This window comes from Rhizobium sp. 01N424, from assembly GCF_056399485.1.
The window spans coordinates 197,077-221,777 of the sequence record NZ_JBFTRK010000002.1 but is presented as its reverse complement, the minus strand read 5'-3'; the positions used below and the strand labels follow the sequence as shown (position 1 = coordinate 221,777).

The 24,701-nt window shown below is 61.3% G+C and carries 22 protein-coding genes; 17 read left to right on the top strand and 5 right to left on the bottom strand.

Annotated features, from left to right (window positions below; genetic code table 11):
* Nucleotides 1-103 precede the first annotated feature (103 nt).
* A complete protein-coding gene (locus AC1DNK_RS06795; RefSeq protein ID WP_405049589.1) occupies nucleotides 104-1,414 on the bottom strand; it encodes an MFS transporter in 1,311 nt (436 codons plus the stop codon).
* Nucleotides 1,415-1,639: 225 nt separating this feature from the next.
* On the opposite strand from AC1DNK_RS06795, the gene aqpZ reads away from it, so the two are divergent.
* From aqpZ to AC1DNK_RS06740, 11 genes are all read left to right on the top strand, one after another.
* Nucleotides 1,640-2,326 carry an aquaporin Z gene (gene aqpZ, locus AC1DNK_RS06790; RefSeq protein ID WP_112386991.1) on the top strand — a complete coding sequence of 229 codons (687 nt, stop codon included), beginning with the start codon at nucleotides 1,640-1,642 and terminating at the stop codon, nucleotides 2,324-2,326.
* Between the two features lie 289 nt (nucleotides 2,327-2,615).
* Nucleotides 2,616-3,542 (top strand): D-alanine--D-alanine ligase, encoded by a 927-nt coding sequence (locus AC1DNK_RS06785; RefSeq protein ID WP_112386992.1) that lies wholly within the window; start codon nucleotides 2,616-2,618, stop codon nucleotides 3,540-3,542.
* Nucleotides 3,530-4,462, top strand: a complete 933-nt coding sequence (locus tag AC1DNK_RS06780) for a cell division protein FtsQ/DivIB (RefSeq protein WP_112386993.1) — start codon at nucleotides 3,530-3,532, stop codon at nucleotides 4,460-4,462. The genes AC1DNK_RS06785 and AC1DNK_RS06780 overlap by 13 nt, the downstream gene beginning before the upstream one ends.
* Nucleotides 4,459-5,790: a cell division protein FtsA gene (gene ftsA / locus AC1DNK_RS06775; protein ID WP_477940139.1), complete on the top strand. Its 1,332-nt coding sequence runs from the start codon at nucleotides 4,459-4,461 to the stop codon at nucleotides 5,788-5,790. Before AC1DNK_RS06780 ends, ftsA begins: the two co-directional genes overlap by 4 nt.
* 57 nt (nucleotides 5,791-5,847) lie before the next feature.
* On the top strand, nucleotides 5,848-7,581 hold the full coding sequence (ftsZ, locus tag AC1DNK_RS06770; protein ID WP_112386995.1) for a cell division protein FtsZ: 1,734 nt from the start codon (nucleotides 5,848-5,850) through the stop codon (nucleotides 7,579-7,581).
* A 290-nt stretch (nucleotides 7,582-7,871) separates the two neighbouring features.
* Nucleotides 7,872-8,828 (top strand): UDP-3-O-acyl-N-acetylglucosamine deacetylase, encoded by a 957-nt coding sequence (gene lpxC / locus AC1DNK_RS06765; protein WP_112387448.1) that lies wholly within the window; start codon nucleotides 7,872-7,874, stop codon nucleotides 8,826-8,828.
* Between the two features lie 266 nt (nucleotides 8,829-9,094).
* The gene (locus AC1DNK_RS06760; RefSeq protein WP_477940138.1) at nucleotides 9,095-9,964 is read left to right on the top strand and encodes an outer membrane protein assembly factor BamD; all 870 of its coding nucleotides are present in this window, start codon (nucleotides 9,095-9,097) and stop codon (nucleotides 9,962-9,964) included.
* A gap of 13 nt (nucleotides 9,965-9,977) precedes the next feature.
* A complete protein-coding gene (gene recN / locus AC1DNK_RS06755) occupies nucleotides 9,978-11,651 on the top strand; it encodes a DNA repair protein RecN (RefSeq protein WP_477940137.1) in 1,674 nt (557 codons plus the stop codon).
* A gap of 249 nt (nucleotides 11,652-11,900) precedes the next feature.
* The gene (gene ligA / locus AC1DNK_RS06750) at nucleotides 11,901-14,057 is read left to right on the top strand and encodes an NAD-dependent DNA ligase LigA (RefSeq protein WP_477940135.1); all 2,157 of its coding nucleotides are present in this window, start codon (nucleotides 11,901-11,903) and stop codon (nucleotides 14,055-14,057) included.
* Nucleotides 14,058-14,094: 37 nt separating this feature from the next.
* On the top strand, nucleotides 14,095-14,391 hold the full coding sequence (locus tag AC1DNK_RS06745; protein WP_477940133.1) for a type II toxin-antitoxin system HigB family toxin: 297 nt from the start codon (nucleotides 14,095-14,097) through the stop codon (nucleotides 14,389-14,391).
* A complete protein-coding gene (locus tag AC1DNK_RS06740) occupies nucleotides 14,391-14,768 on the top strand; it encodes a helix-turn-helix domain-containing protein (protein WP_477940131.1) in 378 nt (125 codons plus the stop codon). The genes AC1DNK_RS06745 and AC1DNK_RS06740 overlap by 1 nt, the downstream gene beginning before the upstream one ends.
* Here the strand turns inward: AC1DNK_RS06740 and AC1DNK_RS06735 are convergent.
* Complete coding sequence (locus AC1DNK_RS06735; protein ID WP_477940130.1) at nucleotides 14,765-15,295, bottom strand: GNAT family N-acetyltransferase; 531 nt, start codon at nucleotides 15,293-15,295, stop codon at nucleotides 14,765-14,767. The two genes, AC1DNK_RS06740 and AC1DNK_RS06735, sit on opposite strands and share 4 nt — an antisense overlap.
* 269 nt (nucleotides 15,296-15,564) lie before the next feature.
* Here AC1DNK_RS06735 and AC1DNK_RS06730 point away from each other — a divergent pair, with 269 nt between their 5' ends.
* Together AC1DNK_RS06730 and AC1DNK_RS06725 are read left to right on the top strand one after the other, a co-directional pair.
* Nucleotides 15,565-16,155 (top strand): 3'-5' exonuclease, encoded by a 591-nt coding sequence (locus AC1DNK_RS06730; protein WP_477940128.1) that lies wholly within the window; start codon nucleotides 15,565-15,567, stop codon nucleotides 16,153-16,155.
* Nucleotides 16,156-16,228: 73 nt separating this feature from the next.
* Nucleotides 16,229-16,717 (top strand): CreA family protein, encoded by a 489-nt coding sequence (locus tag AC1DNK_RS06725; RefSeq protein ID WP_112387002.1) that lies wholly within the window; start codon nucleotides 16,229-16,231, stop codon nucleotides 16,715-16,717.
* A gap of 53 nt (nucleotides 16,718-16,770) precedes the next feature.
* On the opposite strand, the gene AC1DNK_RS06720 is transcribed toward AC1DNK_RS06725, so the two are convergent.
* Nucleotides 16,771-17,241, bottom strand: coding sequence for a chemotaxis protein CheW (locus tag AC1DNK_RS06720; RefSeq protein WP_112387003.1), 471 nt, complete (start codon nucleotides 17,239-17,241; stop codon nucleotides 16,771-16,773).
* Complete coding sequence (locus AC1DNK_RS06715) at nucleotides 17,241-19,205, bottom strand: methyl-accepting chemotaxis protein (RefSeq protein ID WP_310294638.1); 1,965 nt, start codon at nucleotides 19,203-19,205, stop codon at nucleotides 17,241-17,243. Before AC1DNK_RS06715 ends, AC1DNK_RS06720 begins: the two co-directional genes overlap by 1 nt.
* Nucleotides 19,206-19,573: 368 nt before the next feature.
* Between AC1DNK_RS06715 and AC1DNK_RS06710 the strand changes: the two genes are divergently transcribed.
* Genes AC1DNK_RS06710 through AC1DNK_RS06700 form a run of 3 tightly spaced genes read left to right on the top strand, consistent with a single transcriptional unit; the run spans nucleotide 19,574 to nucleotide 22,206 of the window.
* Nucleotides 19,574-20,182: an SCO family protein gene (locus AC1DNK_RS06710; RefSeq protein WP_112516109.1), complete on the top strand. Its 609-nt coding sequence runs from the start codon at nucleotides 19,574-19,576 to the stop codon at nucleotides 20,180-20,182.
* Between the two features lie 3 nt (nucleotides 20,183-20,185).
* Entirely contained in the window at nucleotides 20,186-21,313 is a 1,128-nt protein-coding gene (locus AC1DNK_RS06705; protein WP_112387005.1) for an FAD-dependent oxidoreductase, read from the top strand.
* A 14-nt stretch (nucleotides 21,314-21,327) separates the two neighbouring features.
* Nucleotides 21,328-22,206 (top strand): 50S ribosomal protein L11 methyltransferase, encoded by an 879-nt coding sequence (locus AC1DNK_RS06700; protein WP_477940127.1) that lies wholly within the window; start codon nucleotides 21,328-21,330, stop codon nucleotides 22,204-22,206.
* Between the two features lie 170 nt (nucleotides 22,207-22,376).
* Here the strand turns inward: AC1DNK_RS06700 and AC1DNK_RS06695 are convergent, their stop codons facing one another.
* Entirely contained in the window at nucleotides 22,377-22,550 is a 174-nt protein-coding gene (locus tag AC1DNK_RS06695; RefSeq protein ID WP_310294647.1) for a hypothetical protein, read from the bottom strand.
* Nucleotides 22,551-22,828: 278 nt separating this feature from the next.
* Between AC1DNK_RS06695 and AC1DNK_RS06690 the strand changes: the two genes are divergently transcribed.
* On the top strand, nucleotides 22,829-24,664 hold the full coding sequence (locus tag AC1DNK_RS06690; protein WP_477940126.1) for an aminopeptidase P family protein: 1,836 nt from the start codon (nucleotides 22,829-22,831) through the stop codon (nucleotides 24,662-24,664).
* Nucleotides 24,665-24,701: the final 37 nt, after the last annotated feature.

Below are 24,701 nucleotides of genomic sequence, written 5' to 3'. Positions count from 1 at the left end.
TCTTTCTGAAATGGAAGAGTAGGAGCAAGCCGTTAACAGACAAGAATCAAAAAAAGGCCGCAGCGTTTCCGCTGCGGCCTTCGATCAATTGAACCCGAAGTCCTCAGACTTCTTCGCGGCCTGACAGCAGGATGCAGACCAGCGAGATCACTGCTGCGCCGGAAAGATAATAGCCGACATAGGAGAGGTCGTAGGTCGTTGCCAGCCAGCTGGCGATGTTCGGCGCCAGCGAGGCGCCGAAGATGCCGCCGAGGTTGAAGGTCATCGAGGCGCCGGTATAGCGCACCGTGGTCGGGAAGGGGGCGGCAAGTGCTGCACCGATCGGACCGTAGGTGAAGCCCATCAGCGCCAGGCCGATGATCGAGCACAGGAAGGCGCCCATCAGGCCTGCGGTCAGCAGCGACGCGTAGAAGAAGCCGAAGATCGCGATGCCGATTGTCACCAGGATCAGGATCAGGCGGCGCGAATAGCGGTCCGAAAGCAGGCCGGAGATCGGGATCGTCAGGCCGAAGAACACGACGCCTACGAGCTGAATGACCAGGAACTGCTCACGCGAATAGCCGAGCTTCGACGTGCCCCAGGACAGCGTGAAGACGGTCATCAGGTAGAACAGCACGAAGGTGGCGACGGCGATGAAGGTGCCGAGAACCAGGCTGCGGAAATGCTTGCGGAAGACGACGGCGACCGGAACGGCGACGCGCTCGTGCTTCTCGACGGCCTTCTGGAACTCCGGCGTTTCGGCGATCTTCAGGCGGACATAGAGGCCGACGGCGACGAGTGCCAGGCTGGCGACGAAGGGAATGCGCCAGCCGAAAGCCAAGAAGTCCTCGTTGGTCATCGTCTCGGTCAGGATCAGGAAGAAGCCGGACGAGAGGATGAAGCCGATCGGCGCGCCGAGCTGCGGGAACATGGCGTACCAGCTGCGCTTGCCAGGAGGGGCGTTTTCGGTTGCGAGCAGCACTGCGCCGCCCCATTCGCCGCCAAGGCCGAGGCCTTGGCCGAAACGGCACAGTGCGAGAAGCAGAGGCGCGACGATGCCGATCGAATCATAGCCCGGGAGCATGCCGATCGCCACGGTCGACAGGCCCATGGTCATCAGCGCTGCGACGAGTGTCGCCTTGCGGCCGATACGGTCACCGAAGTGGCCGAAAAGGATGCCGCCAAGCGGGCGGGCGAAGAAGGCGATCGAGAACGTGGCGAAGGACTGCAGCTGCGCAGACGCCGGATCGCTCGTCGGGAAGAAGAGGTGCGGGAAGACCAGCACGGCGGCCGTCGCGTAGACGTAGAAGTCGAAGAATTCGATGGTCGTGCCGACGAGGCTCGCGATCAGAACACGCGCCGGCGAATTGACTTGCGCATTGTTCGATGAGGAGGGCGTCGGCGATACCGGAGATATCGCGTCAGACATTGTCATTCCAATCAGGATTGCTGTTTGCCTTGGGAGGCAACCGGCTCATAGCGCAATTTTCGGTCTCAGCAAACGCTAAATGAGCAATAAACTGATGAAATCCCTGGCCGGTGTTGGGGGCGTTTCCAGACGGGCCAATCCGCGTTTCTAGCAGAATTACCAGATTGACGGGACTCGATTTGAGGCGGCTTGCTGTTCTCGCTCTGGTTGAGAGCCTCGGAGGGGAAATCCATGCAAAGAAATCTTATTGCAGAGTTTTTGGGTACGTTCTGGCTCGTTTTCGGCGGTTGCGGCAGTGCTGTGCTGGCGGCAGCATTTCCGGCGCTCGGAATTGGCTTTGCCGGTGTCGCCCTGGCATTCGGACTGACGGTGCTGACGATGGCCTATGCGGTCGGCGGCATTTCCGGCGGGCATTTCAATCCGGCGGTGTCCGTCGGTCTCGCGGTTGCCGGACGGTTTCCGGTGGGCCGCGTCATTCCCTACATCATCGTGCAGGTCATCGGTGCCGTTGCGGCGGCGGCACTTCTCTATCTGGTTGCCAGCGGAAAAGCCGGCTTCGAACTCGGCGGCTTTGCCTCGAACGGCTATGGCGAGCATTCGCCCGGTGGTTATTCGCTGACATCGGCGCTGATCATCGAGGTCCTGCTGACGATGTTCTTCCTGATCGTCATCCTGGGCTCCACGCATGGGCGCGTGCCTGCCGGGTTCGCGCCGCTGGCGATCGGCCTGGCACTGACACTCATACATCTGATCTCGATCCCGGTTACCAACACATCGGTCAATCCGGCGCGTTCGACAGGGCAGGCGCTCTTTGCCGGCGGCTGGGCTCTGCAGCAGCTTTGGCTCTTCTGGCTGGCGCCGATCGTGGGCGGCGCGCTCGGCGGGACGGTCTGGAAACTGCTTGAGAAAGACGACTAAGCGCCGTCGTAATCACGCTGCGCATGCCAACCCGCACAGCTCGTCTGTGCGGGTTTTTTCATCCTCCGAACGAACTTCCGGATGCCGGTGCAAGCCACTGATTTCGAGTCGAAACGGCACAGGTTTGCCGCGCTGTTGGGCGGCCTGGAGGCGGCAGGTTAACAAAAGTAAACGCTTCGTTAACCATATTGTTGTCAAACTGCCATCAAGCCTGAGTGGGCAAGATTCGGTGGGCGAAAGCCTCGCGCAAGCGTCGGAATTCATGCCGTAAGTTATTTTGGGGGTACGTATGAGTCGCAAGCATGTCGCTGTCCTGATGGGCGGATTTTCCTCGGAGAGGCCTGTCAGCCTGTCTTCGGGGAAGGCATGTGCCGACGCGCTGGAAGCCGAAGGCTTTCAGGTGACCCGTATCGATGTCGATCGCGATGTTTCCGCCAAGCTCGTTGCTGCCCGCCCGGATGTCGCGTTCAATGCTCTGCACGGCCCGTTCGGTGAGGATGGTACGATCCAGGGCATTCTCGAATATCTCGAAATTCCCTACACGCATTCCGGCGTTCTTGCCTCGGCTCTCGCGATGGACAAGAGCAAGGCCAAGGGCGTTGCTGCTGCTGCCGGTATTCCGGTGGCGCAATCCGAAGTCATCAACCGCTTCGCCTTTCCTGCCGAGCATCCGATGAAGCCGCCTTACGTGGTGAAGCCGGTTCGCGAGGGGTCGAGCTTCGGTGTGTTGATCGTGCAAGAGGATCAGTCGCATCCGCCGCAGGTCATCAGTTCTTCGGAGTGGCGCTATGGGGAAGAGGTTCTCGTCGAGCGCTATATCCATGGCCGAGAGCTGACATGCGGCGTGATGGGCGATACGGCGCTGGGTGTCACGGAAGTGGTGCCGCAGGGCCACAACTTTTATGACTATGACGCCAAGTATGCGGCTGGCGGTTCAAAACACGTCATTCCGGCGAAAATTTCACCGAAAATTTACCAAAAAATACAATCATTGGCACTAAGGGCGCATCAAGCAATTGGTTGCCGTGGCGTCAGCCGGTCTGACTTTCGCTACGACGATCGCTTCTCCGAAGATGGCGAAATCATCTGGCTCGAGGTCAACACTCAGCCGGGAATGACTCCAACCTCTCTGGTGCCCGAAATGGCCGGTTATGCCGGTTATTCCTTTGGTGAGTTTCTGCGCTGGATGGTGGAGGACGCTTCTTGTTCTCGTTGACGGTCAAAAGGATGGGGCGCCCGAGCCATCGCGACGATATTGCCTTCCCGGAGGGTGATAGCCGCATGGTGCTGCCGCGTCCGCTGCGCCGCGCCGTTCGCTTTCTCGTCAGCCTCGGCACTGGCCGCATCTATATTCCTGCGCATACCGGTACCGTTTCGGCTCTGGCGTTTCTGGCTGCGACCGGCCTCTACGGCATGTCGCTCGGCGGTCACACGGAAGCGGTCGCTCAGGCGACGACCACGGCTGCCGGCTTTGCCATCGAAGACGTGAAGGTATCTGGCAATTTGGCGACCTCGGAAATCGAGATCCTCGATCTCCTCGGTCTCGACGGCACGACCTCGCTGGTTGCTCTCGATGTGGATACGGCGCGCCAGAAGATCGCCAAGCTTCCCTGGGTCGAGAGCGCCGAGGTTCGCAAGATTTATCCGAAGACGATCGAAGTGAAGCTCAAGGAGCGCCAGGCCTATGCAATCTGGCAGCACGGCCAGGAGCTTTCGCTGATCGAGCGCAATGGCAGCGTCATCGCGCCACTGCGCGACAACAAGTTTTCCAACCTTCCGCTCGTCGTCGGCCGCGATGCCGAGACGGCTGCTGTTGCGCTCGAAGGCGAATTCGCCAACTGGCCCGACATCAAGGCGCGGGTGAAAGCCTATGTCTGGGTTTCCAGCCGCCGTTGGGATCTGCATCTCGACAACGGTGTTGTCGTGAAGCTGCCGGCCGACGATGTCGATCAGGCGCTGGCGACGCTGTCGAAGCTCAACAAGGAACAGGATCTTCTGGCGCGCGACATCGCAGCCGTCGATCTCAGATTGGCAGACCGGACCGCAATCCAGCTCACCCCCGAGGCCATGGCCCGGCGGCAGGTGGTACTCGACCAGCGGACGAAGGATTTGAAAAAGGCGGGGCAAAATATATGAGCTTGTTCGGTTCATCCCATTTCGGATTGCCGCGCCTGAAGCCGCTTTCGTCGAAGCGGTCGCATATCGTTTCGGTGCTCGACATCGGATCGACCAAGGTCGTCTGCATGATCGGCCGGCTGACGCCGCGTGAGGAGAGTGAGATTCTCCCGGGCCGCACGCATGACATCGAGATCATCGGCATCGGCCATCAGCGTTCCCGCGGCATCAAGACCGGCGTCATCGCCGATCTCGATGCGCTCGAAAGCGTCATCCGTCTCGCGGTCGATGCCGCCGAGCGCATGGCTGGCCTCACCGTCGAAAGCCTGATCGTCAACCTGACGGCCGGCCGTCTCGGCAGCGACGTCTATACGGCGACCATCGATCTCGGCGGTCAGGAAGTCGAACTCAACGACCTGAAGAAGGTTCTTTCTGCAGCCTGCCAGCAGTCGCTGCGCCAGGATCGTGCCGTGCTCCATTCGCTGGCAACCGGATTCGCGCTGGATGGCGAACGCGGTATCCGCGATCCCTTGTCCATGTACGGTGACATGCTCGGCGTCGACATGCATGTCGTCACCGCCGAGCGCGCTGCGCTCAAGAACCTCGAGCTCAGCGTCAACCGTGCGCATCTCTCCGTCGAAGGCATCGTCGCGACGCCTTACGCTTCCGGCCTTGCTGCTCTCGTCGATGACGAAGTCGAGCTTGGCTGTGCAGCGATCGACATGGGCGGCGGCACGACGACGATTTCCGTCTTCGCCGAAGGCAAGCTTGTCCATACCGACGCCGTCGGCCTTGGCGGTCATCACGTGACCACCGATCTGGCCCGCGGCCTTTCGACCCGCATCGAAGATGCCGAGCGTCTCAAGGTGGTTCACGCTTCGGCGATGGCGAATTCGTCCGACGAGCGCGAACTGATCTCGATCCCGCCGATCGGCGAAGATGAGCGTGATCTGCCGACGCAGGTCCCGCGTGCGCTGGTGTCGCGCATCGTCGGCGCCCGTATCGAGGAAACGATGGAATTGATCCGCGACCGGATCCAGCGCTCGGGCTTCAGCCCGATCGTCGGCAAGCGCGTCGTGCTGACGGGCGGCGCAAGCCAGCTCACCGGCCTTGCAGACGTTGCCCGCAAGATTCTGGCCCGCAACGTTCGTATCGGCCGCCCGATGGGCGTCTCGGGTCTGCCGACGGCAGCCAAGGGCCCGGCCTTTTCGACGGCGGTCGGCCTGATGATCTATCCGCAGGTCGCAGACATGGAAACACATGCGTCACAGAGCGGGCTGCTCTTGTCGCTTGGGGGAAATAACAGCCGCATAGCCCGGATGGGCCAGTGGCTGAAGGAAAGCTTCTGAACATTGAGTGAATTGGCCGGCGTGGCGATGCGGCCATAAAGAGAAGGAACGGGTACCATGACTATCAAGCTGCAAAAGCCTGACATCACAGAGCTGAAGCCGCGTATCACCGTATTCGGTGTCGGCGGCGGCGGTGGCAATGCTGTCAACAACATGATCTCCGCTGGCCTCCAGGGCGTCGATTTCGTCGTTGCCAACACGGATGCGCAGGCTCTGACGATGACCAAGGCGGAGCGGATCATCCAGCTCGGCGCCAACGTCACCGAAGGCCTCGGTGCAGGTTCGCAGCCGGAAGTCGGCCGTGCGGCTGCCGAAGAGTGCATCGATGAGATCATCGATCACCTGAACGGCACGCATATGTGCTTCGTCACCGCCGGCATGGGCGGCGGTACCGGTACCGGTGCTGCTCCTGTCGTCGCGCAGGCCGCCCGTAACAAGGGCATCCTGACCGTCGGCGTTGTCACCAAGCCGTTCCAGTTCGAAGGCGGCCGCCGCATGCGTCTGGCCGAAGCCGGTATCGAAGAGCTGCAGAAGTCGGTCGATACGCTGATCGTCATTCCGAACCAGAACCTCTTCCGGATCGCCAACGACAAGACGACCTTTGCCGACGCTTTCGCTATGGCCGACCAGGTTCTCTACTCGGGCGTTGCCTGCATCACCGACCTGATGGTGAAGGAAGGTCTCATCAACCTCGACTTCGCCGACGTCCGTTCGGTCATGCGCGAAATGGGCCGCGCGATGATGGGTACCGGCGAAGCTTCGGGCCAGGGCCGTGCTATGCAGGCTGCCGAAGCCGCAATCGCCAACCCGCTGCTCGACGAAACCTCGATGCGCGGCGCGCAGGGCCTGCTGATCTCGATCACCGGTGGCCGTGACCTGACGCTCTTCGAAGTCGATGAAGCCGCAACCCGCATCCGCGAAGAAGTCGATCCGGACGCCAACATCATCCTCGGCGCCACGTTCGACGAATCGCTCGAAGGCATCATCCGCGTATCGGTCGTTGCGACCGGTATCGATCGCGCTGCCGCCGAAGCCTCCACCAAGACCTTCCAGCCGGCCGCAAAGCCGATCATCCGTCCTTCGGCGGCCGTTGCTCCGGCTCCGGCCGCAGTTCAGCCTGCTCCGGTCATGCAGGCACCGAAGCCGGTTGATACCGTTGCGCAGACGATCCGCATGGCAGAAGCCCAGATGGAACGTGAACTCGACATCGTTGCTCCGCGCGCTCCGGCTCCGGTCCAGCAGCCTGTCGCACAGGAAACCTTCCGTCCGCAGAGCCGCATCTTCGCAGCAGCACCGGAAGCTCCTGTTGCCCGTCCGGCACCGATGCAGATGCAGCCCGCTCCGGCTCCGGTCATGAGCCAGCCTGCTCCGCAGCCTGTCATGATGCAGCAGCCTGCACCGGTGGCGCCACAGCCGGTCCGTCAGGAACCTGCCATGCAGCAGCCGACGCGCATGCCGAAGGTCGAGGACTTCCCGCCGGTCGTTCAGGCCGAGATCGATCACCGCTCGCAGCCTGTCGCAGCACAGGCTCACGAAGAGCGCGGTCCGATGGGCCTGCTCAAGCGGATCACGAACTCGCTGAACCGCCGCGAAGAGGAGGTTGCTCCTGAGATGACGTCTGCTCCGGCAGCCGCTTCGCAGCAGCGCCGTCCGCTTTCGCCGGAAGCCAGCCTCTACGCACCGCGCCGCGGCAACCTCGACGACCAGGGCCGCGCCGTTCCGCAGGCCCGCATGATGCAGGAAGACGACCAGCTCGAAATCCCCGCATTCCTGCGCCGCCAGTCGAACTGACGCGACACAGAATCGCCACGCTCAGCGCCCGGGATCACAGTCCCGGGCGCTTCTGTTTCAAAGCCTTTCGTGAAGGCCAAATTAACAAGTCATTTCAATTGCATGGTTTCGTAACAATCCGAAACGAACAGTGATTTGGAATGCAGAGCGGGCACACGTATGTATGAGGTCAAATGACCGCACTTTGACGCATTTTGGCGACAATTCAGCGGTGTGGACAAAAGAACTTCGTGGTTTGATTCCTGTGCCTTGAGCGCTACGAACCTTGAAGGGCAATGAAGGCAGATTTTATGGTTATTGGCATGCTTGGCTTCCAGACGACGGTTTCTCGCCCGGTAACGCTTTCGGGTACCGGCGTACATTCTGGCGCGGAAGTCTCGATCACCTTCAATCCGGCCGAGACCGATACGGGCGTTGTTTTCCATCGCATGCATGACAACGGTTCCGTCACCGAGCTGCGCGCGGTTTCCTCGCAGGTCGGCAATACGGATCTCTGCACCGTTCTCGGGTTCTCTCCTGCACATTCGGTCGCGACGATCGAGCATGTGATGGCCGCCGTTTACGCGCTTGGCCTCGACAACGTGCTGATCGAAGTTCACGGCGCCGAAATGCCGATCATGGATGGCAGCTCTGCTCCGTTCATCGATGCGATCGAGCAGGTCGGTCTGGTTTCTCTTGGCGTCAAGCGCCGCTATATCCGCATCACCAAGCCCGTGCGTATCGAACATGGCGGTTCGTGGAGCGAATTCCGCCCCTATGACGGCACGCGCTTCGAAGTCGAGATCGATTTCGACTGCCCGCTGATCGGCCGCCAGAAGTGGGAAGGCGACCTGACAGCCCAGACCTTCAAGACCGAACTGTCGCGGGCCCGTACTTTCGGCTTCATGCGCGACGTCGAGCGTCTCTGGGCGTCCGGCCACGCTCTCGGTTCGTCGCTCGAAAATTCGGTCGTCATCTCCGACGACAACACCGTGATCAATGTCGAAGGCCTGCGTTACGCCAAGGACGAGTTCGTGCGTCACAAGACGCTCGATGCCGTCGGCGACCTGTCGCTGGCGGGCGCGCCGTTCATCGGTTGCTACCGTTCCTATCGCGGCGGTCACAAGATGAATGCCAATGCGCTCAAGGCACTGCTCAGCGATCCCAGCGCCTATGAGGTCGTCGAGACCTCTGCTGCCCGTCCGCGCGTTGCCGCGCGTGATTTCATTGCCGTGAATGCTCCCGGATTCGCCCCCTGGTCGGCGTGACCTCCAGAACGATTTCCTAGACCAGGACCGCCTCTTTCGGGAGGCGGTTTTTTTATGCGGATTTTCCGGCCGATAGTGTTTTCGGCGCAGATGCTTAGCTGCAACACGGGAAATCAAAGATGAAAACCCGGATATTCTCTGGGCCTATGCCACAAAAATGCGTTAATGCGTCATCATTGCGTTGCTCTCGCCTCGCATTTGTGGCTAGAAACGCCAGCGAGGTGTGGCTGCCGTTAAGAGTGGGTAGCGGGAGTCGGGATTAATCTATGGGTTATGCAAGGTCTGAAGGTATGATGAAGACAGCGCGCGCTTTGCTCGCATCGCTCGTGGTGCTGAGTGCAGGCGCCTTGATTTCCGGTTGCCAGTCGGATCCGGACATCGACATCACCAAACTCGGCCTCGACAATGACCCGCCGGATGTTCTCTACAATCAGGCGCTTGCCAACATGAAGGCAGGCAACATGGCCGAGGCAGCGCGCAAGTTCGACGCCATCGACCGTGAGAACCCGTTCTCGGAATGGGCCCGCAAGGCGCTCGTCATGAGCACCTTCGTCAAGTACCGCCAGGGCAAGATCGACGAAGCGCTGGCATCGGGCAACCGCTACATGGCGCAGTATCCGCAGTCCAAGGACGCGGCCTATGTCCAGTATCTGGTCGGCCTCAGCTATTCGAAGCAGATTTCCGACGTGACGCAGGACCAGCGTGCCTCATCGAAGACCATCGAGGCAATGCAGGCCGTCATCGACAAGTATCCGGACTCCGAATATGTCGACGACGCGCAGGCCAAGATCCGCTTCGCCCGCGACCAGCTCGCCGGCAAGGAAATGCAGATCGGCCGCTACTATCTGGAGCGCAAGGAGTATCTTGCGGCTATCTCCCGTTTCCGTATCGTGGTTGAAAAGTACCCGAATACGAATCAGGTCGAGGAAGCGCTCTCGCGTCTGGTGGAAGCCTATTATGCGATGGGTATCGTCGAAGAGGCACAGACCGCCGCTGCCGTTCTCGGCCACAACTATCCGGATAGCCAGTGGTACGCCGATTCCTACAAGCTGCTGAAGAGCGGTGGCGCAGAGCCTCGGGAGAACAAGGGTTCCTGGCTCTCCGAAGCGGGCAAGAAGCTGCTCCTCGGCTCGTGAGGCCAGTAACGCAATGCTGATCCAGCTTTCGATCCGCGATATCGTTCTGATCGAGCGGCTGGATCTCTCGTTCGAGGCCGGGCTCTCGGTTCTGACCGGGGAAACAGGTGCAGGCAAATCCATCCTTCTCGACAGTCTGTCGCTGGCGCTCGGCGGGCGCGGCGATGGCGGGCTTGTGCGCCACGGCGAAGACAAGGGGCAGGTGACTGCGGCCTTCGACGTGCCGATGGATCACGGCGCCCGCAAGCTTTTGCGCGAAAACGGCATCGACGACGACGGCGACCTGATCTTCCGCCGCCAGCAATCCTCCGACGGCCGCACCAAGGCCTATGTCAACGACCAGCCCGTCAGCGTGCAGTTGATGCGCCAGGCAGGCCAGATGCTGGTCGAAATCCACGGCCAGCACGACGACCGGGCGCTTGTCGATACCAATGCCCACCGCATCCTGCTCGACGCCTTTGCCGGCATCACCGAGGATGTCTCAGGCGTGTCCGAGCTCTACAGGATCTGGCGCGATGCCGAGCGGACTCTGAAGAAGCATCGCGAGAAGGTCGAGAACGCCGCCCGCGAGGCTGATTATCTGCGCGCCTCCGTCGAAGAGCTGGAAAAGCTTTCTCCGCGTGACGGCGAGGAGGAGGAGCTCGCCGACCGCCGCCAGAAGATGATGAAGGCGGAGCGGATCGCAGGCGATATCGCCGAGGCGTCCGAGTTCCTGAACGGCAATGCCTCTCCCGTGCCCCATATCGCCTCGCTGGTGCGCCGCCTGGAGCGCAAGAGCCATGAGGCGCCGGGATTGCTGGAAGACACTGTGGCGCTTCTGGACGCCGCGCTGGACCAGCTTTCCAACGCGCAAATGGAAGTCGAGGCGGCGCTGCGCAAGACCGAATACGATCCGAAGGAGCTGGAGCGCGTCGAGGAGCGGCTGTTTTCGCTGCGCGCCGCATCCCGCAAATATTCGGTGCCCGTCGTCGAGCTTCCGGCTCTTGCCGTCAGGATGATCGCCGATCTCGCCGATGTCGATGCCGGCGAGGAGAAGCTCGTCAAGCTCGACGCCGAGGTCGGCCGCGCCAAGGCTGCCTATGGCGAAGCTGCCCGTTCGCTTTCGGAAAAGCGTCATCACGCCGGCAATGCGCTGGCGGAGGCCGTGATGGCCGAGCTTCCGGCGCTGAAGCTGGAGCGCGCCCGTTTCATGGTGGAAATCACCACGGATGTGGAGCAGGCAGCCGCCGAAGGCATCGACGTCGTCGAATTCCATGTTCAGACCAATCCGGGTACGCGTCCGGGCTCGATCATGAAGGTCGCCTCGGGCGGCGAGCTCTCGCGCTTCCTGCTGGCGCTGAAGGTGGCGCTTGCCGATCGCGGCTCGGCGCCGACGCTTGTCTTCGACGAGATCGATACGGGCGTGGGCGGGGCCGTGGCCGATGCTATCGGCCAGCGGCTGAAGCGGCTGTCGGACAAGGTGCAGGTGCTCTCTGTCACCCACGCGCCGCAAGTGGCGGCGAGGGCGGCGACTCATCTGCTTATCTCCAAGGGACCGGTCGATGCCGGATCCGAAAAGATCGCCACCCGGGTGGCCACCATGGCGCCGAAGGACCGCACCGAGGAGATCGCCCGTATGCTCGCCGGTGCTTCGGTCACCGACGAGGCGCGGGCTGCGGCGGCCAAGCTGCTGTCGGGAAACGGGTAGGGGACTGTTGAGGGCGCCGCCCTCGTCCTTCGAGGCTACGCCTTCGGCTTCGCACCTCAGGATGAGGGCTCTGGGGAAGGCTGCGATTAGCAACCCTCAAGGCTGACCAATCCGAGCACGCTCCCTCCACCCTCATCCTGAGGTGCGACCGCAGGGAGCCTCGAAGGACGAGGGTGGCCACCACCCCGCCACTTCCCATCCGGGCAATTTGCGCTAAAAACGATCACAGATTCTCCGGAGTGATCATGCATGTCGAGCGAAGTTGAAACCCTGACGATCGAAGAGGCCGCAGCTGAGCTGGAGCGTCTGGCGAAAGAGATCGCCCATCACGACGCGCTCTATCACGGCAAGGACCAGCCGGAGATTTCGGACGGCGACTATGATGCGCTGAAGCGGCGGAGCGATGCGATCGAGGCGCGGTTTCCCGAGCTCGTTCGCGAGGACAGCCCGTCGCGGCGGGTGGGGGCGGAGCCATCCGTCACCTTTGCGCAGGTCACTCATGCCCGGCCGATGCTGTCGCTCGACAACACCTTCTCGCAGGACGACGTGCAGGATTTCGTCGGCAGCGTCTACCGCTTCCTGGGGCGCCGGCCGGATCAGTCGATCGCGTTTACCGCCGAGCCGAAGATCGACGGCCTGTCGATGTCGATCCGCTACCAGAACGGCAAGCTCGTCAGCGCCGCAACGCGCGGCGACGGTACGACCGGCGAGAATGTCACGGCCAATATCCGCACCATCAAGGAAGTCCCGCAGGTACTGCCGAAGGGCGTTCCTGAGATCGTCGAGGTACGCGGCGAGGTCTATATGGCCAAGAGCGACTTCCTGGCGCTGAACAAGCAGATGGAGGCCGAGGGAAAGCAGACCTATGTCAACCCGCGCAACACGGCGGCGGGATCGCTGCGCCAGCTCGATGCCAAGGTGACGGAGAGCCGCAAGCTGAAGTTCTTCGCCTATGCCTGGGGCGAAATCTCCGAGCCCAACGACCTGCCGAAGACGCAGTTCGACATGGTGCAGACCTTCAAGGAATGGGGTTTCCCAGTCAATCCGCTGATGAAGCGGCTGAACTCGGTGGCCGATATCCTGGCGCATTACGATGACATCGGTCTCAAGCGCCCTGATCTCGACTACGACATCGACGGTGTCGTCTACAAGGTCGACAGCCTCGAACTGCAGCAGCGCCTCGGCTTCCGTTCGCGCAGCCCGCGCTGGGCGACGGCGCACAAATTCCCGGCCGAGCAGGCATTCACCGTCGTCGAGAATATCGACATCCAGGTCGGCCGCACCGGCGCGCTGACGCCGGTGGCGCGTCTGACCCCCGTCACCGTCGGCGGCGTGGTCGTCACCAACGCGACGCTGCATAATGAGGACTACATCCGGGGCATCGGGAATTCAGGCGAGCGCATCCGCGAGGAAGAACACGATATCCGCATCGGCGACACCGTGATCGTCCAGCGCGCAGGCGACGTCATCCCACAGGTGCTCGACGTGGTGATGGAAAAGCGGCCGGAGGGGGCTGCGGCCTATACATTCCCGAAGACATGTCCGGTCTGCGGCTCGCATGCCGTTCGCGAAGTCAACGAGAAGACCGGCAAGGTCGATGCCGTGACGCGCTGCACCGGCGGCTTCATCTGCCGCGCCCAGGCAACCGAGCATCTGAAGCATTTCGTCTCGCGCAACGCCTTCGATATCGAGGGCTTCGGCACCAAGCAGGTGGATTTCTTCTTCGAGAGCGACGACGCCTCGCTGCAGATACGGACGGCGCCCGACATCTTCACGCTGGAGAAACGCCAGCAGGCCTCGACGCTGACGAAGCTCGAGAATATCGACGGCTTCGGCAAGGTCAGTGTCGGCAAGCTCTACACGGCGATCAACGAGCGCCGCAACATCGCGCTGCACCGCTTCATCTACGCGCTCGGCATCCGCCATGTCGGTGAGACCACCGCCAAGCTGCTTGCCCGCTCCTACGGTACCTATGAGGCCTTTGCCGCGGCCATGCAGGATGCGGCGCCCTTGTCCGGTGATGGTTGGAACGAGTTGAACGCCATCGACGGCATCGGCGAGATCGTCGCCCGCGCCATCGTCGAGTTCTACAAGGAGCCGCGCAATGTCGAGGTCATCAGCCGTCTGCTGGAAGAGGTTGTGCCTGAGAAGGCCGAGCAGCCGGTAACATCGGGAAGCCCGGTCGCCGGGAAGACCGTGGTCTTCACCGGCTCGCTGGAAAAATTCACCCGCGACGAAGCCAAGGCCCGCGCCGAAAGCCTCGGCGCCAAGGTTGCCGGATCGGTCTCCAAAAAGACCGACATCCTCGTCGCCGGCCCGGGCGCCGGCTCCAAGCTCGACAAGGCCAAAGAACTCGGCGTCCAGACGATGGATGAAGACGAGTGGCTGGCGTTGATCGGTGGGTGATCTTGCGTTGTTCCCGTATTGGGAATATAGTTGATCAATGCAGGTGATTGCCAGATCGACGTTGCGCGCGTTTTGGGAGTTGCATCCGCAGGCGAGGGTGCCGCTGAGCGTTTGGTATGCCGCTGTCAGCAAAGCTGATTGGACGGGCCCTTCGGACGTCAAACGGATGTTTGGTGCGAATGTCGATTTTGTCGGAGACAACCGCATCATTTTCGACATCGGCGGTAACAAGTATCGGCTGATCGTCCATGTTGCCTACGCATATCGCCGCGTGCTTATCAAATTCGTCGGCACGCATTCGGATTATGACCGGATCGACCCGGAGACCGTGTGATGGATATCAAACCGATCAGGAACGACAGCGATCTCGCCTGGGCGATTGGTGAAGTGGCCCCGTACTTCGAGAGCCCGCCAGAAAAGGGCACGGCCGAAGCCGATCGCTTCGATGTCCTTTCGGACCTTATCGAGGCGTATGAAGCTAGGCACTTTCCGGCTGGTGAACTCGATCCCGTCGAGTTTCTCCAAGCTTTCATGGATATGACGGGCCGCACCCAGACGGATCTCGGCGATCTCCTGTCATCGCGGTCGCGTGCCTCTGAAATTCTCCACCGCAAGCGCGGGCTTACGGTGGATATGATCTTTAAGCTTGGCGAGGCCTGGGGCCTGCCTGCGGAATGTCTTATCAAGCCGTATAAGCTCGAAGTCGCCTAAACCCTGACCCGCGCCATCGTATAGGCGTCGACATAGTCCCCGGCGCGATAGGCGAAGGCTTTCAGCAGGCCTTCCTGTTCGAAGCCGAATTTCCGGTAGAGGGCGAGGGCTGCCGGGTTGTCGGTGTAGACGGTCAATTCCAGCCGTCTGATATCGAGCCAGTTGTCGGCGGTATCGACGAGGGCGGCCATCAGCGCGCTGCCGATGCCCTTGCCGGCATAGTCGTCGTGAACGCCCATGCCGATGCTGGCGGCGTGGGCGCGGCGGCCCTGGTTGCGCATCAGGTGGGCGTCGCCGACTAGCGTGCCGTCGAGTTCGGCGACGATGCTGATATTGCCCTGCGGCATGGTCTCGATGCGTTTTCGCGTTTCCTCTGGCGTCTGGAAAGGAATGCGAAGCGTGCCGTAGCGAAAGGCAGGCAGATTGACGAGGGTGGTGACGGCCTCGGCATCGCTGACGCGCATGGCGCGGATGGTGAGACCTGCGGCGGCCGATCGCTTGGGTGGATTGTCTTCCGGGATTCTCAAAATGCTCTCCTTTGAAATGATGGAGGAGAGCCGGTTTGAAAACCCTGCTCACCTCGGCAGGGTCTTCGGGACAGATCGTACGCTCAGCGCGCCAATGCCTCCCCGAGCCCTGCAGGGGCCGTGGTGAGATGCATGGTGGCAAGATGCGCGTTCGATACGATCATGACGGGAAAAGTCGTTGATCACAGGTGCGAAGTCAACTGGTGCGTTTGCCTGCGCCTGCGCGCGCCGCTAAGCCTGAGTCATCACCAGCGAATCACGGGCCTACCTTGAAGACCATTGCCATCGATTTCGAAACGGCCAACGAACAGCGCGGCAGCGCCTGCTCGGTCGGGCTTGCCTGGATCGAGGACGGCAAGGTGACCCGCGTCGAGGAGCGGTTGATCCGCCCCAGGGATATGCGCTTTTCGGGCATGAACATCGCGATCCACGGCATCCGCCCTGAACATGTCGAGGATGCGCCGGAGTTCCCTGAGGTCATGGACGAGTTTCATGACGATTTCCGCGGCGCGACGATGATCGCCCATAACGCGGCCTTCGATTTCAGCGTCTGGCGGGCCTCGCTCGATCTCTACCGGCAGGCCTATCCCGAACTCACCTATCTCTGCAGCCTGAAGATGGCGCAGCGCATCTGGCCGCAGTTCCTGTCGCACCGGCTGAACATCATCGCCGAGCATCTCGGCCTGCGGTTCGTGCATCATAACGCGGCCGAGGATGCCGTCGTCTGCGCCCAGGCGGCGATCGAGATGGCCAAGGCGGTGAAGGCGGCGGCGGTGCATGCGATCCCGGCTGCGATCGGCATGAAGCCCGGGCGGCTGCTCGCCACCGGCTACGAACCTTGCACCTGCAAGCGCGCCTGATTTATCAGCGGTTTCTTGCATTGTCCCTCGTGCTGCTTATCTACAAAGCGGGCCAACCAGGGAGCTTCCATCCATGTTTCGTAAGATCGTTCTTGCCGCTGCCTCAGCTGCCACGCTTTGTGCGGGTGCGGCTTCTGCCGAAGTGGTCGGCAAGGTCGGGGTCGACTGGATCGGCAACGATATCATCGTCGATGCCATTCCCGATCCCGAGGTGAAGGGCGTGACCTGCCATGTCACCTATTTCGACCGCAGCCTGATCGACCGGGTGAAGAACGGCAACTGGTTTGAGGACCCGTCCAACAACTCGATTTCCTGCCGCCAGACGGGGCCGATCGAAATCGGCGACATCAACCTGTCGAAGGATGGCGACGAGGTGTTCAAGGCGGGCATGTCGCTGATCTGGAAGAAGCTGGTGGTCAACCGCATCTACGACAAGACCAATGATACGCTGATCTATCTCGCCCATTCGCGCGAGCTGACGGATGGCTCGGCGAAGATGTCGATCTCGACCGTGCCGCTCTATGGGCAGAATCCGGTCTGGAAGAACGGCAAGCCGCAATAAGCAGAAAGGCCCGGCGATGACCGGGCCTTTCCGTATCTGCGATATGTTGCCGATCAGGCTGCTTCGCGCGCCAGTTCGTCGGCGATGACGGTGTCGAGGTTGAGGAAGCAGACCATGGTCTTTTCCAGCGCGACGATGCCGCGGCAGAAGGCGCGCTGCTGCTCCGGGATGATTTCCGGCGCCGGCTGCAGGTCTTCGCTCTTGATGGTCATCATGTCGGAAACCTGCTCGACCAGAAGGCCGACCAGCTTGCCGGCGATGTCGGTGACGATGATGGCGGAGCGCTCGGACGGCTCGGTCATCTTCATGCCGAGGCGGCAGGCCATGTCGATGACCGGGATCACGGCACCGCGAAGGTTGATGAGGCCGAGGACGTAAGGCGGGGTATGCGGCATCGGGGTTACCGGCGCCCAGCCGCGGATTTCGCGAATCGCCATGATGTCGATGCAGAATTCCTGCTCGCCGAGATGGAACGAGACGATTTCCAGGTGGGAACCGGCCTGTGTGATAATGGCGTTGGTCATCAAAATTCTTCCCAATTGTCTCCGGCCGGAGCGGCCATGGCTCTGGCGGCGGCGCCGCCACTGAATGCGCCCGCGACCTTGCCGATCAAGCTCCGTGCGGGTGAAGGTTTAGGATGCGAGGCGGCGGATGCTTCTCGCGGCGTGGAACGGGCATTCATGCCTTCGCCGATCTGGAACTGTCCAACCAGCCTGATCAGATTGTCGGCGTCCGAGGCGAGCGTGTGGCTCGCAGCGTTCGTTTCCTCGACCATTGCCGCATTCTTCTGCGTCATCTGGTCCATCTGGCTGATGGCTGTATTGATCTCGTGCAGTCCGGTGGATTGTTCGCGTGCAGAGGTTACGATTGATTTAACATGTTCATCGATCCGCAAAACATCTTCGCCGATCTGCCGCAAAGCCTCGCCTGCGGCCGTCACCAGCTCGCCGCCGGTCTTCACTTCGGCGCCTGACTTGGTGATCAGCGCCTTGATGTCCTTGGCGGCACCTGCGGCGCGTCCGGCGAGTTCACGGACTTCCTGGGCTACGACCGCAAAGCCCTTGCCGGCTTCACCGGCACGCGCCGCTTCGACACCGGCATTCAGTGCCAGAAGGTTGGTCTGGAAGGCGATCTCGTCGATGACGTTGATGATCTGGCCGATTTCGCGCGAGGCGCCTTCAATGCGTTCCATAGCGGCCATGGCCTGGGTGACGACCAGATCCGACTTTTCGGTGTTCTGGCGCGTATGCGCGACCATGTGGCCGACCTCTTCGGCGCGGCTGGTGGCGCTGCGCACGGTTGCCGTGATTTCGTCGAGTGCTGCGGATGTCTGCTCCAGCGAGGCTGCCTGCTGCTCGGTGCGCTTTGCAAGGTCGTCGGCGGCAGAGCTCATCTGACGGCTGTTTGCCTGGATGGAGCTGCTGTTGGAGGTGATATCGGACATCGCCCGGCGCAGGTTGATGGTCGTCTGGTTGAAGTCGCTGCGCAGGCGTTCGAGCTCGGCCTTGAACGGCTGATCGATCGTCGTCGTCACGTCGCCGCCGGCAAGGCGGTTCAGGCCCTGGCCGAGAGCGTTGACCGCGCTGTTCAACGCCTCGGTGTCGGCAAGCTTCAGGGCTTCGCGTTCGCGGCGTTCCGTATCGCTCTTGCGGCGCTCGGTCTCCGTCTGGCTTTCGAGATTGCGCTTGTCGATCGCCGACTGACGGAAGCTCTCGGCCGCACGGGCCATTTCGCCGATCTCGTCGCCGCGCTCCGTCGCCGGAACTTCGCTGGAGAGATCACCCTGCATGATGCGCGCCATGCTTGAGCGAACAGCTTCGATGCCGTTGCGGATGGAACCGCCGTGAATGTACTGGAGAAGGGACATGGACAGAATGGCAAAGGCGCCGAGGCCGATCTGGATCCAGAGCGCGCCGGCCGATATCTCGTTGGCCTGGTCGATCCGCTGCTGTGCGACGGCGCTGCCATCCTGCGCAAGCTTGTCGAGCGTCGCCGTCAGCTTCTCGCCGCCGCCATCAATCGCATCGTCCAGCTTGTCGAAGGCATCGTCTGCTGCGCCCGCTTCAACGGCCGCCTTGAGATCGACGAGGATCGCCTTCTGCAGGGCTGCGACGTCAGCGTCATAGCTGGCGACCAGGCTGCCGGCTTTGAGCTCGTCGGCGAGGAGCGCCATTTCCTTCGATCCGTTCTTCAGCTGTTCGATCGATTTCGACATTGAAGTGAGGCGGGCCGGATCGACCTTCTTGTCGCCGCGGTCAACAATCGTGTCCATGGCGGCAAGGACCAATGTCAGGTTGGCCATGCGCATCTCGTTGATGCGATCGACACTCAGCTGAATGTCGTTTGCACGATTGAGGGCGCGGTCGATCCGGATATTTTCATACCAGCCAACGGCGACCATCGATCCGAAGCCGATGAGTGCCGCGCCGGCGAGTGTCCACAGCCTTTGGCTGACGGAAAAAGTCTTACGTATGGTATTGCTGCTCATGAAATGATGTCCCCCGCCTGAAAACGCCGGATAAAATACGGTTTTCACTATGCGATCGCTGGAGCTTTCCGCCCGCGCAGACATCATGTCAGTACGGCACCAATAGCGCCGGACGCAGTGTCAAATATAGCTTCCAGAAATTAAGCGTTCGATAACGATGTATTTCTTGGAGGTGATACAGAAATACCATCTAAATGCTTGCAGGATATGCAATTTAGGAAACTTGCCTTGCCGGTTTTCAACATTTCGGATCTTGCAAGGTGAGGCAATTAATCACGGGTAAGAAAACGGGTTGTTGAATTGCGTGGACGGGCGGGAGGTTATATCCCGCTGTCGATGGGCGCTTTGGCGCCGCTAGGGGTTGGATGATGAAGAATTTTCGTATTGCCGTCTGGATTGCCGTGCTGCTCGTTGCCGGTGTGTTGGGCTGGTTGACGCTCAATATTACCAAGACCAAGGACCTGCCGCTGGCGGCTGAGGGTCCCTATGGTGTTCCGTTCACGCTGGTGGCTCAGGACGGCAAGCCGATCACCGAGCAGGCGTTGCGGGGCAAGCCGAGCGCACTGTTCTTCGGCTTCACGCATTGCCCAGAGGTCTGCCCGACGACATTGTTCGAGCTCAATGGCTGGATGGAGAAGGTCGATCCGGCAGGTGACAAGCTCAATGCCTATTTCGTTACCGTCGATCCGGAGCGTGATACGCCGGAGATCATGAACCAGTATGTCTCGAATGTCTCGAAGCGCATCACCGGCATCTCCGGCCCGCCGGACAAGATAGCCGATGTCGTCAAGGGCTTCCGCGTTTACGCCAAGAAGGTGCCGGTCGACGAGAACAATCCGAACGGTGACTACACGATGGACCATACGGCATCGGTCTTCCTGCTCGACGGGCAGGGCCGCTTTGCCGGAACCATCGCCTATGGCGAAAATCCCGATACGGCTGTAAAGAAGCTGGAGAACCTGGTTACCAAGGGGTGACACATGCCGGGGGGACATCGTGACATTCTGATTGCCGGGGCAGGTGCCACCGGGCTTACGGCAGCATTGGAACTTGTGCGGCGGGGTCACCGGCCGCGCATCATCGACAGCGATGAGGGGCCGGTGCCGATGGTGGAAAGCCGGGCGCTCGGTATCAATGCCCGGACGCTGACGCTGCTTTCGCCCTCCCGGGTGAGCGATGTCGTGCTGCAGGATGCCTATCGCATCGACCGGTTTCGAGCCCGCTCCGGCGGCAAGCTGCTTTTCGAACTCGATCCCGGCCGGGTCACTGGACGATTCCCTGCCATCCAGATGCTGGCGCAGGGGCAGACCGAGCGGCTACTGCTCAGCAAGCTCTCCGACTATGAAGTGGTGCCGGAATGGCAGACGGTGCTGGAGCGCGTTGAAAATACGGGCGGCAAGCCGCATGTCGTGCTTCGGCGTCCTGATGGTTCGTCGGAAGAGCTGGCGCCCGATATATTGATCGGTGCAGACGGAGCGCATTCGGCTGTGCGCAAGGGCGCTGGGCTCGGCTTTCCCGGGCAGGCGCTGGAAGAGAGCTTCTACATTGCCGACTTCCGCTATCCGGAGCCGATCGATCCGCATTATGTCGAAATCGATCTGTTCAATCCGGGCATGATCGGTCGTCTGCCGGTATCTTCGGATACGGTGCGCTATCTCTCGACGCTCTCGGATTTTGAAAAGCGGATCCGGCATCCGGTTGCGGGAGGCCAGGCCGTCTGGGTTTCGAATTTCCGCATCCATTTCCGCCATGTCGAGCGCATGTCATCGGGCAACATCTTTCTCGCGGGTGATGCGGCGCATATTCATTCGCCGGCCGGTGCGCGCGGCATGAATCTCGGCATCGAGGATGCCTGCTGGCTTGCCTATCTGATCTCCGAAGGGCGCGAACAGGAGTATTCCGGGCTGCGTCTTCCCGCGGTGAAAACGGTGCTGAAGCAAACCTATGGTTTGACGTCGCTGGTGACGATGCGTAATCCGGTGGTGACAGGACTGCGAAACGCGCTGATGCCGATCGCCGTCCGCATCCCATTCGTTGCAGACCGCCTTCTGCGCGGCATTGCAGGTTACGATACGCCGCCTCCGCCCTGGATCGACGGCGCCAAATAAAGAAAGACGAATTCGTGAGTGAAATCCGCCTCTACGTCTCGACCACCGAGAAGCAGGCCGAGCAGGTTCTCGACCTCCTGAGCGAAGTTTTCGGCGAAGAGGATTTCGCCATCGCGACGACCGAGATCGACGAGAAGAAGGACATCTGGGAAGCTTCCGTTTACATGATGCGCGAGGACGAGGACGAGGTGCGGCAGCGCGTCGGCGAGGCGCTGGCGGCCGCCTATCCCGAACTTTCCATCGAGCGCGAAGTGATCCCGGATGTCGATTGGGTGGCGAAGTCGCTGGAAGGTCTGAAGCCTGTCCGGGCAGGGCGTTTCTTGGTGCATGGCTCGCATGACCGGGACAAGGTGCGCTCCGGCGATATCGGCATCGAGATCGATGCCGGTCAGGCCTTCGGCACCGGCCATCACGGAACGACGGCGGGCTGCCTCGAAGTCATCGACAGCGTGATGCGTTCGCGCACCATCCGGAACGCGCTCGATCTCGGCACCGGCAGCGGCGTGCTGGCGATTGCCGTGCGCAAGCTGAAGAACATTCCGGTTCTTGCGACCGATATCGATCCGATCGCGACGCGCGTTGCCGCGGAGAACGTGCGCACCAACGGCATTGCCAACGGCATCGTCACCAAGACGGCGCCGGGTTTTCATTCGACGGCCTTTTCCGAACACGGGCCTTTCGACCTGATCATCGCCAATATTCTGGCACGGCCGCTGATCCGCATGGCGCCGAAGCTGACCGACAATCTGGCGGCCGGCGGTACGGTGATCCTGTCTGGCATTCTGGCATCGCAGCGCTGGAAGGTGCTGTCGGCCTATAACGGCCAGAAGCTTCGCCATGTGCGCACCATCTGGCGCAACGGCTGGGTGACGATCCACCTCGATCGCCCGTAAGGTCAGGGAAGAGCAATACCGGGAAAAAGAAAAGGCGGTGCCAGTGGCACCGCCTTTTGACCGTCAAACGGTCGTGCCCACGAGCTAAAGGAGGAGGAGCGCTCGAGTGGGCTCTACAGTTCTGATTGCCGGTCCGTCGAGGGAGGAGGAGAGACGAAGCGGCAAATAGCTCAGAACGCGTAGCTGGGTGCGCCCTTGTGGCGCGTAGACTTGTGGCTGGTGCCGAGCATCTTGAGGCTATCCTCGTTGAGCGGGCGGCGCGCGCCGATGACGTGACGGACAGTCTGGCGCTCGCCAGCCTGCACCGGGCTGCTGTAAGCGAAGCGCGACAGAGAGGCAGTCATTTCATAATTCCTTTTTCGTTTGAGGTTCATCTCGAACCCGTTTGATGCGCCCTATATAACCATCCGAAAAAACTCTGGCAGAGGGTTTGCGTCATGGGAGCCATGCACGGAATGCATAAAGCGTGCCAGTTTCGGTTTTGTTGTCACATTTCTGCCAAAATAATGGGCGGCTTGCCTTAAGGGGAGGTGATCTTGTTTTTCTCCACTTCCCTAGGAATTCCGGTAACATAGCGCCAACCGCTCTGAGCGGATTCGGCCTTCAGCATTGGGTTTTCAGCATGTTTCAGTCTTTCGAAGTGACCTCCACGCCGCAATTCGGCCGCGATCGCGTCAGCGCCTTGCGTGAAAGTTTCGATGCGCTCGGCATCGATGGCTTCCTCGTGCCGCGCGGCGACGAGTTCAACGGCGAATATGTGCCGAAATGCGCCGAGCGGCTGGCATGGCTGACCGGCTTCACCGGTTCGGCCGGTATCGCGCTGATCGCCCGCACCCAGGCCGTGGTCTTTGTCGATGGCCGTTACGTGACCCAGCTTGCGGAGCAGGTGGACGGTTCGGTCTTTACCGGCGGTGATCTGGTGAACGAGCCGCCGCATCTTTGGTTGCCGAAGAACGGCAAAGAAGGCATGCGCCTTGGCATCGATCCGTGGCTGCATTCCGGTTCGGAAGTCCGCAAGCTGCAGCAGGCGCTCGCCGAGATCGGCGGAAGTCTGGTGTTCCTGCCGCACAATCCGCTCGACAAGCTCTGGAGCGACCGCCCCGCCGAACCGCTCGGCGCCGTGGCGATCCAGAATATTGCCCAGGCCGGCGTGCTGGCGCGCGACAAGATCGCCACCGTTGCCGCCGACCTTGCGAAAAAGAAGGCGGCGGCGGTGCTGATCGCCGATCCGTCGTCGATCGCCTGGATCTTCAATATCCGCGGCGCCGACGTGCCGCATACGCCGCATCCGCTGGCGCGCGCCATCATCCATGCCGACGGCAAAGCCGAGCTTTTCCTCGACAAGCGCAAGACCGGTATCGAGCAGGAAGCCTATCTGGCGCAGATTTCCACCCAGCTGCCGCCGTCTTCACTGGATGAACGGCTGGCTGCCGTGTCCGAGGATGGTGGCCGGGTGATGATCGACCCCGAGATCGCCTCCTATGCGCTGGCCGAGATCATCCGCAAGGCAGGCGGCGAAGTGGTAGAGGGCGCCGATCCCGCCAAGCTGCCGCGGGCCATCAAGAACGACGTGGAGATCAATGGCTCGGCTGCCGCCCATCTGCAGGATGGTGCTGCCATGGTCGAGTTCCTCTACTGGCTTTCGACGCAGAAGCCCGGCGGTATTACCGAGATCCAGGCGGCCGAAAAGCTCGAGGCGGTGCGCGCCAGCGTTGGCCAGAGCATGCAGAACCCTCTGAAGGATGTGTCCTTCGATACGATCTCCGGTGCCGGTGAGCACGCGGCGATCATGCATTACCGCGTTACCGTCGATACCGACCGGCCGATCCAGGCGGGCGAGCTGTTCCTGATTGACTCAGGGGCGCAATATATCAACGGCACGACTGATATTACCCGCACTGTCGGGATCGGTGCCGTCACCGAGGAGCACAAGCGCTTCTTCACGCTGGTGCTGAAGGGGATGATCCAGATCAGCACGGCGCGCTTCCCGAAGGGGACGCGCGGCTGCGACCTCGATCCACTGGCACGTATCGCGCTCTGGCGGGCAGGGGCCGATTTCGGCCATGGCACCGGCCATGGCGTCGGTTCCTATCTTTCGGTGCATGAGGGGCCGCAGCGCATCTCCAAGCTTTCGACGCAGGAGCTGCTGCCCGGCATGATTCTCTCCAACGAACCCGGCTACTACCGGCCGGGCAGTTTCGGGATCCGCATCGAGAACCTGATCTATGTGCGCGAGGCCGAGGAGGTCGAGGGCGGCGATACGCCGATGCGCAGCTTCGAGACGCTGACCTTCTGCCCGATCGACCGCTCGATCGTCATCCCTGAGCTGCTGACCCATGACGAGCTGCACTGGTTCAACGACTACCACGCCCGCACCCGCGAGGCGCTGATGCCGCTGATCCATGACAGGGATATCCAGGCGTGGCTGGAGAATGCGACGCTGCCGCTGGAATATTGAGCGGCTCAACGAGCGGATAAAGGAAAGGGCGGTCTGG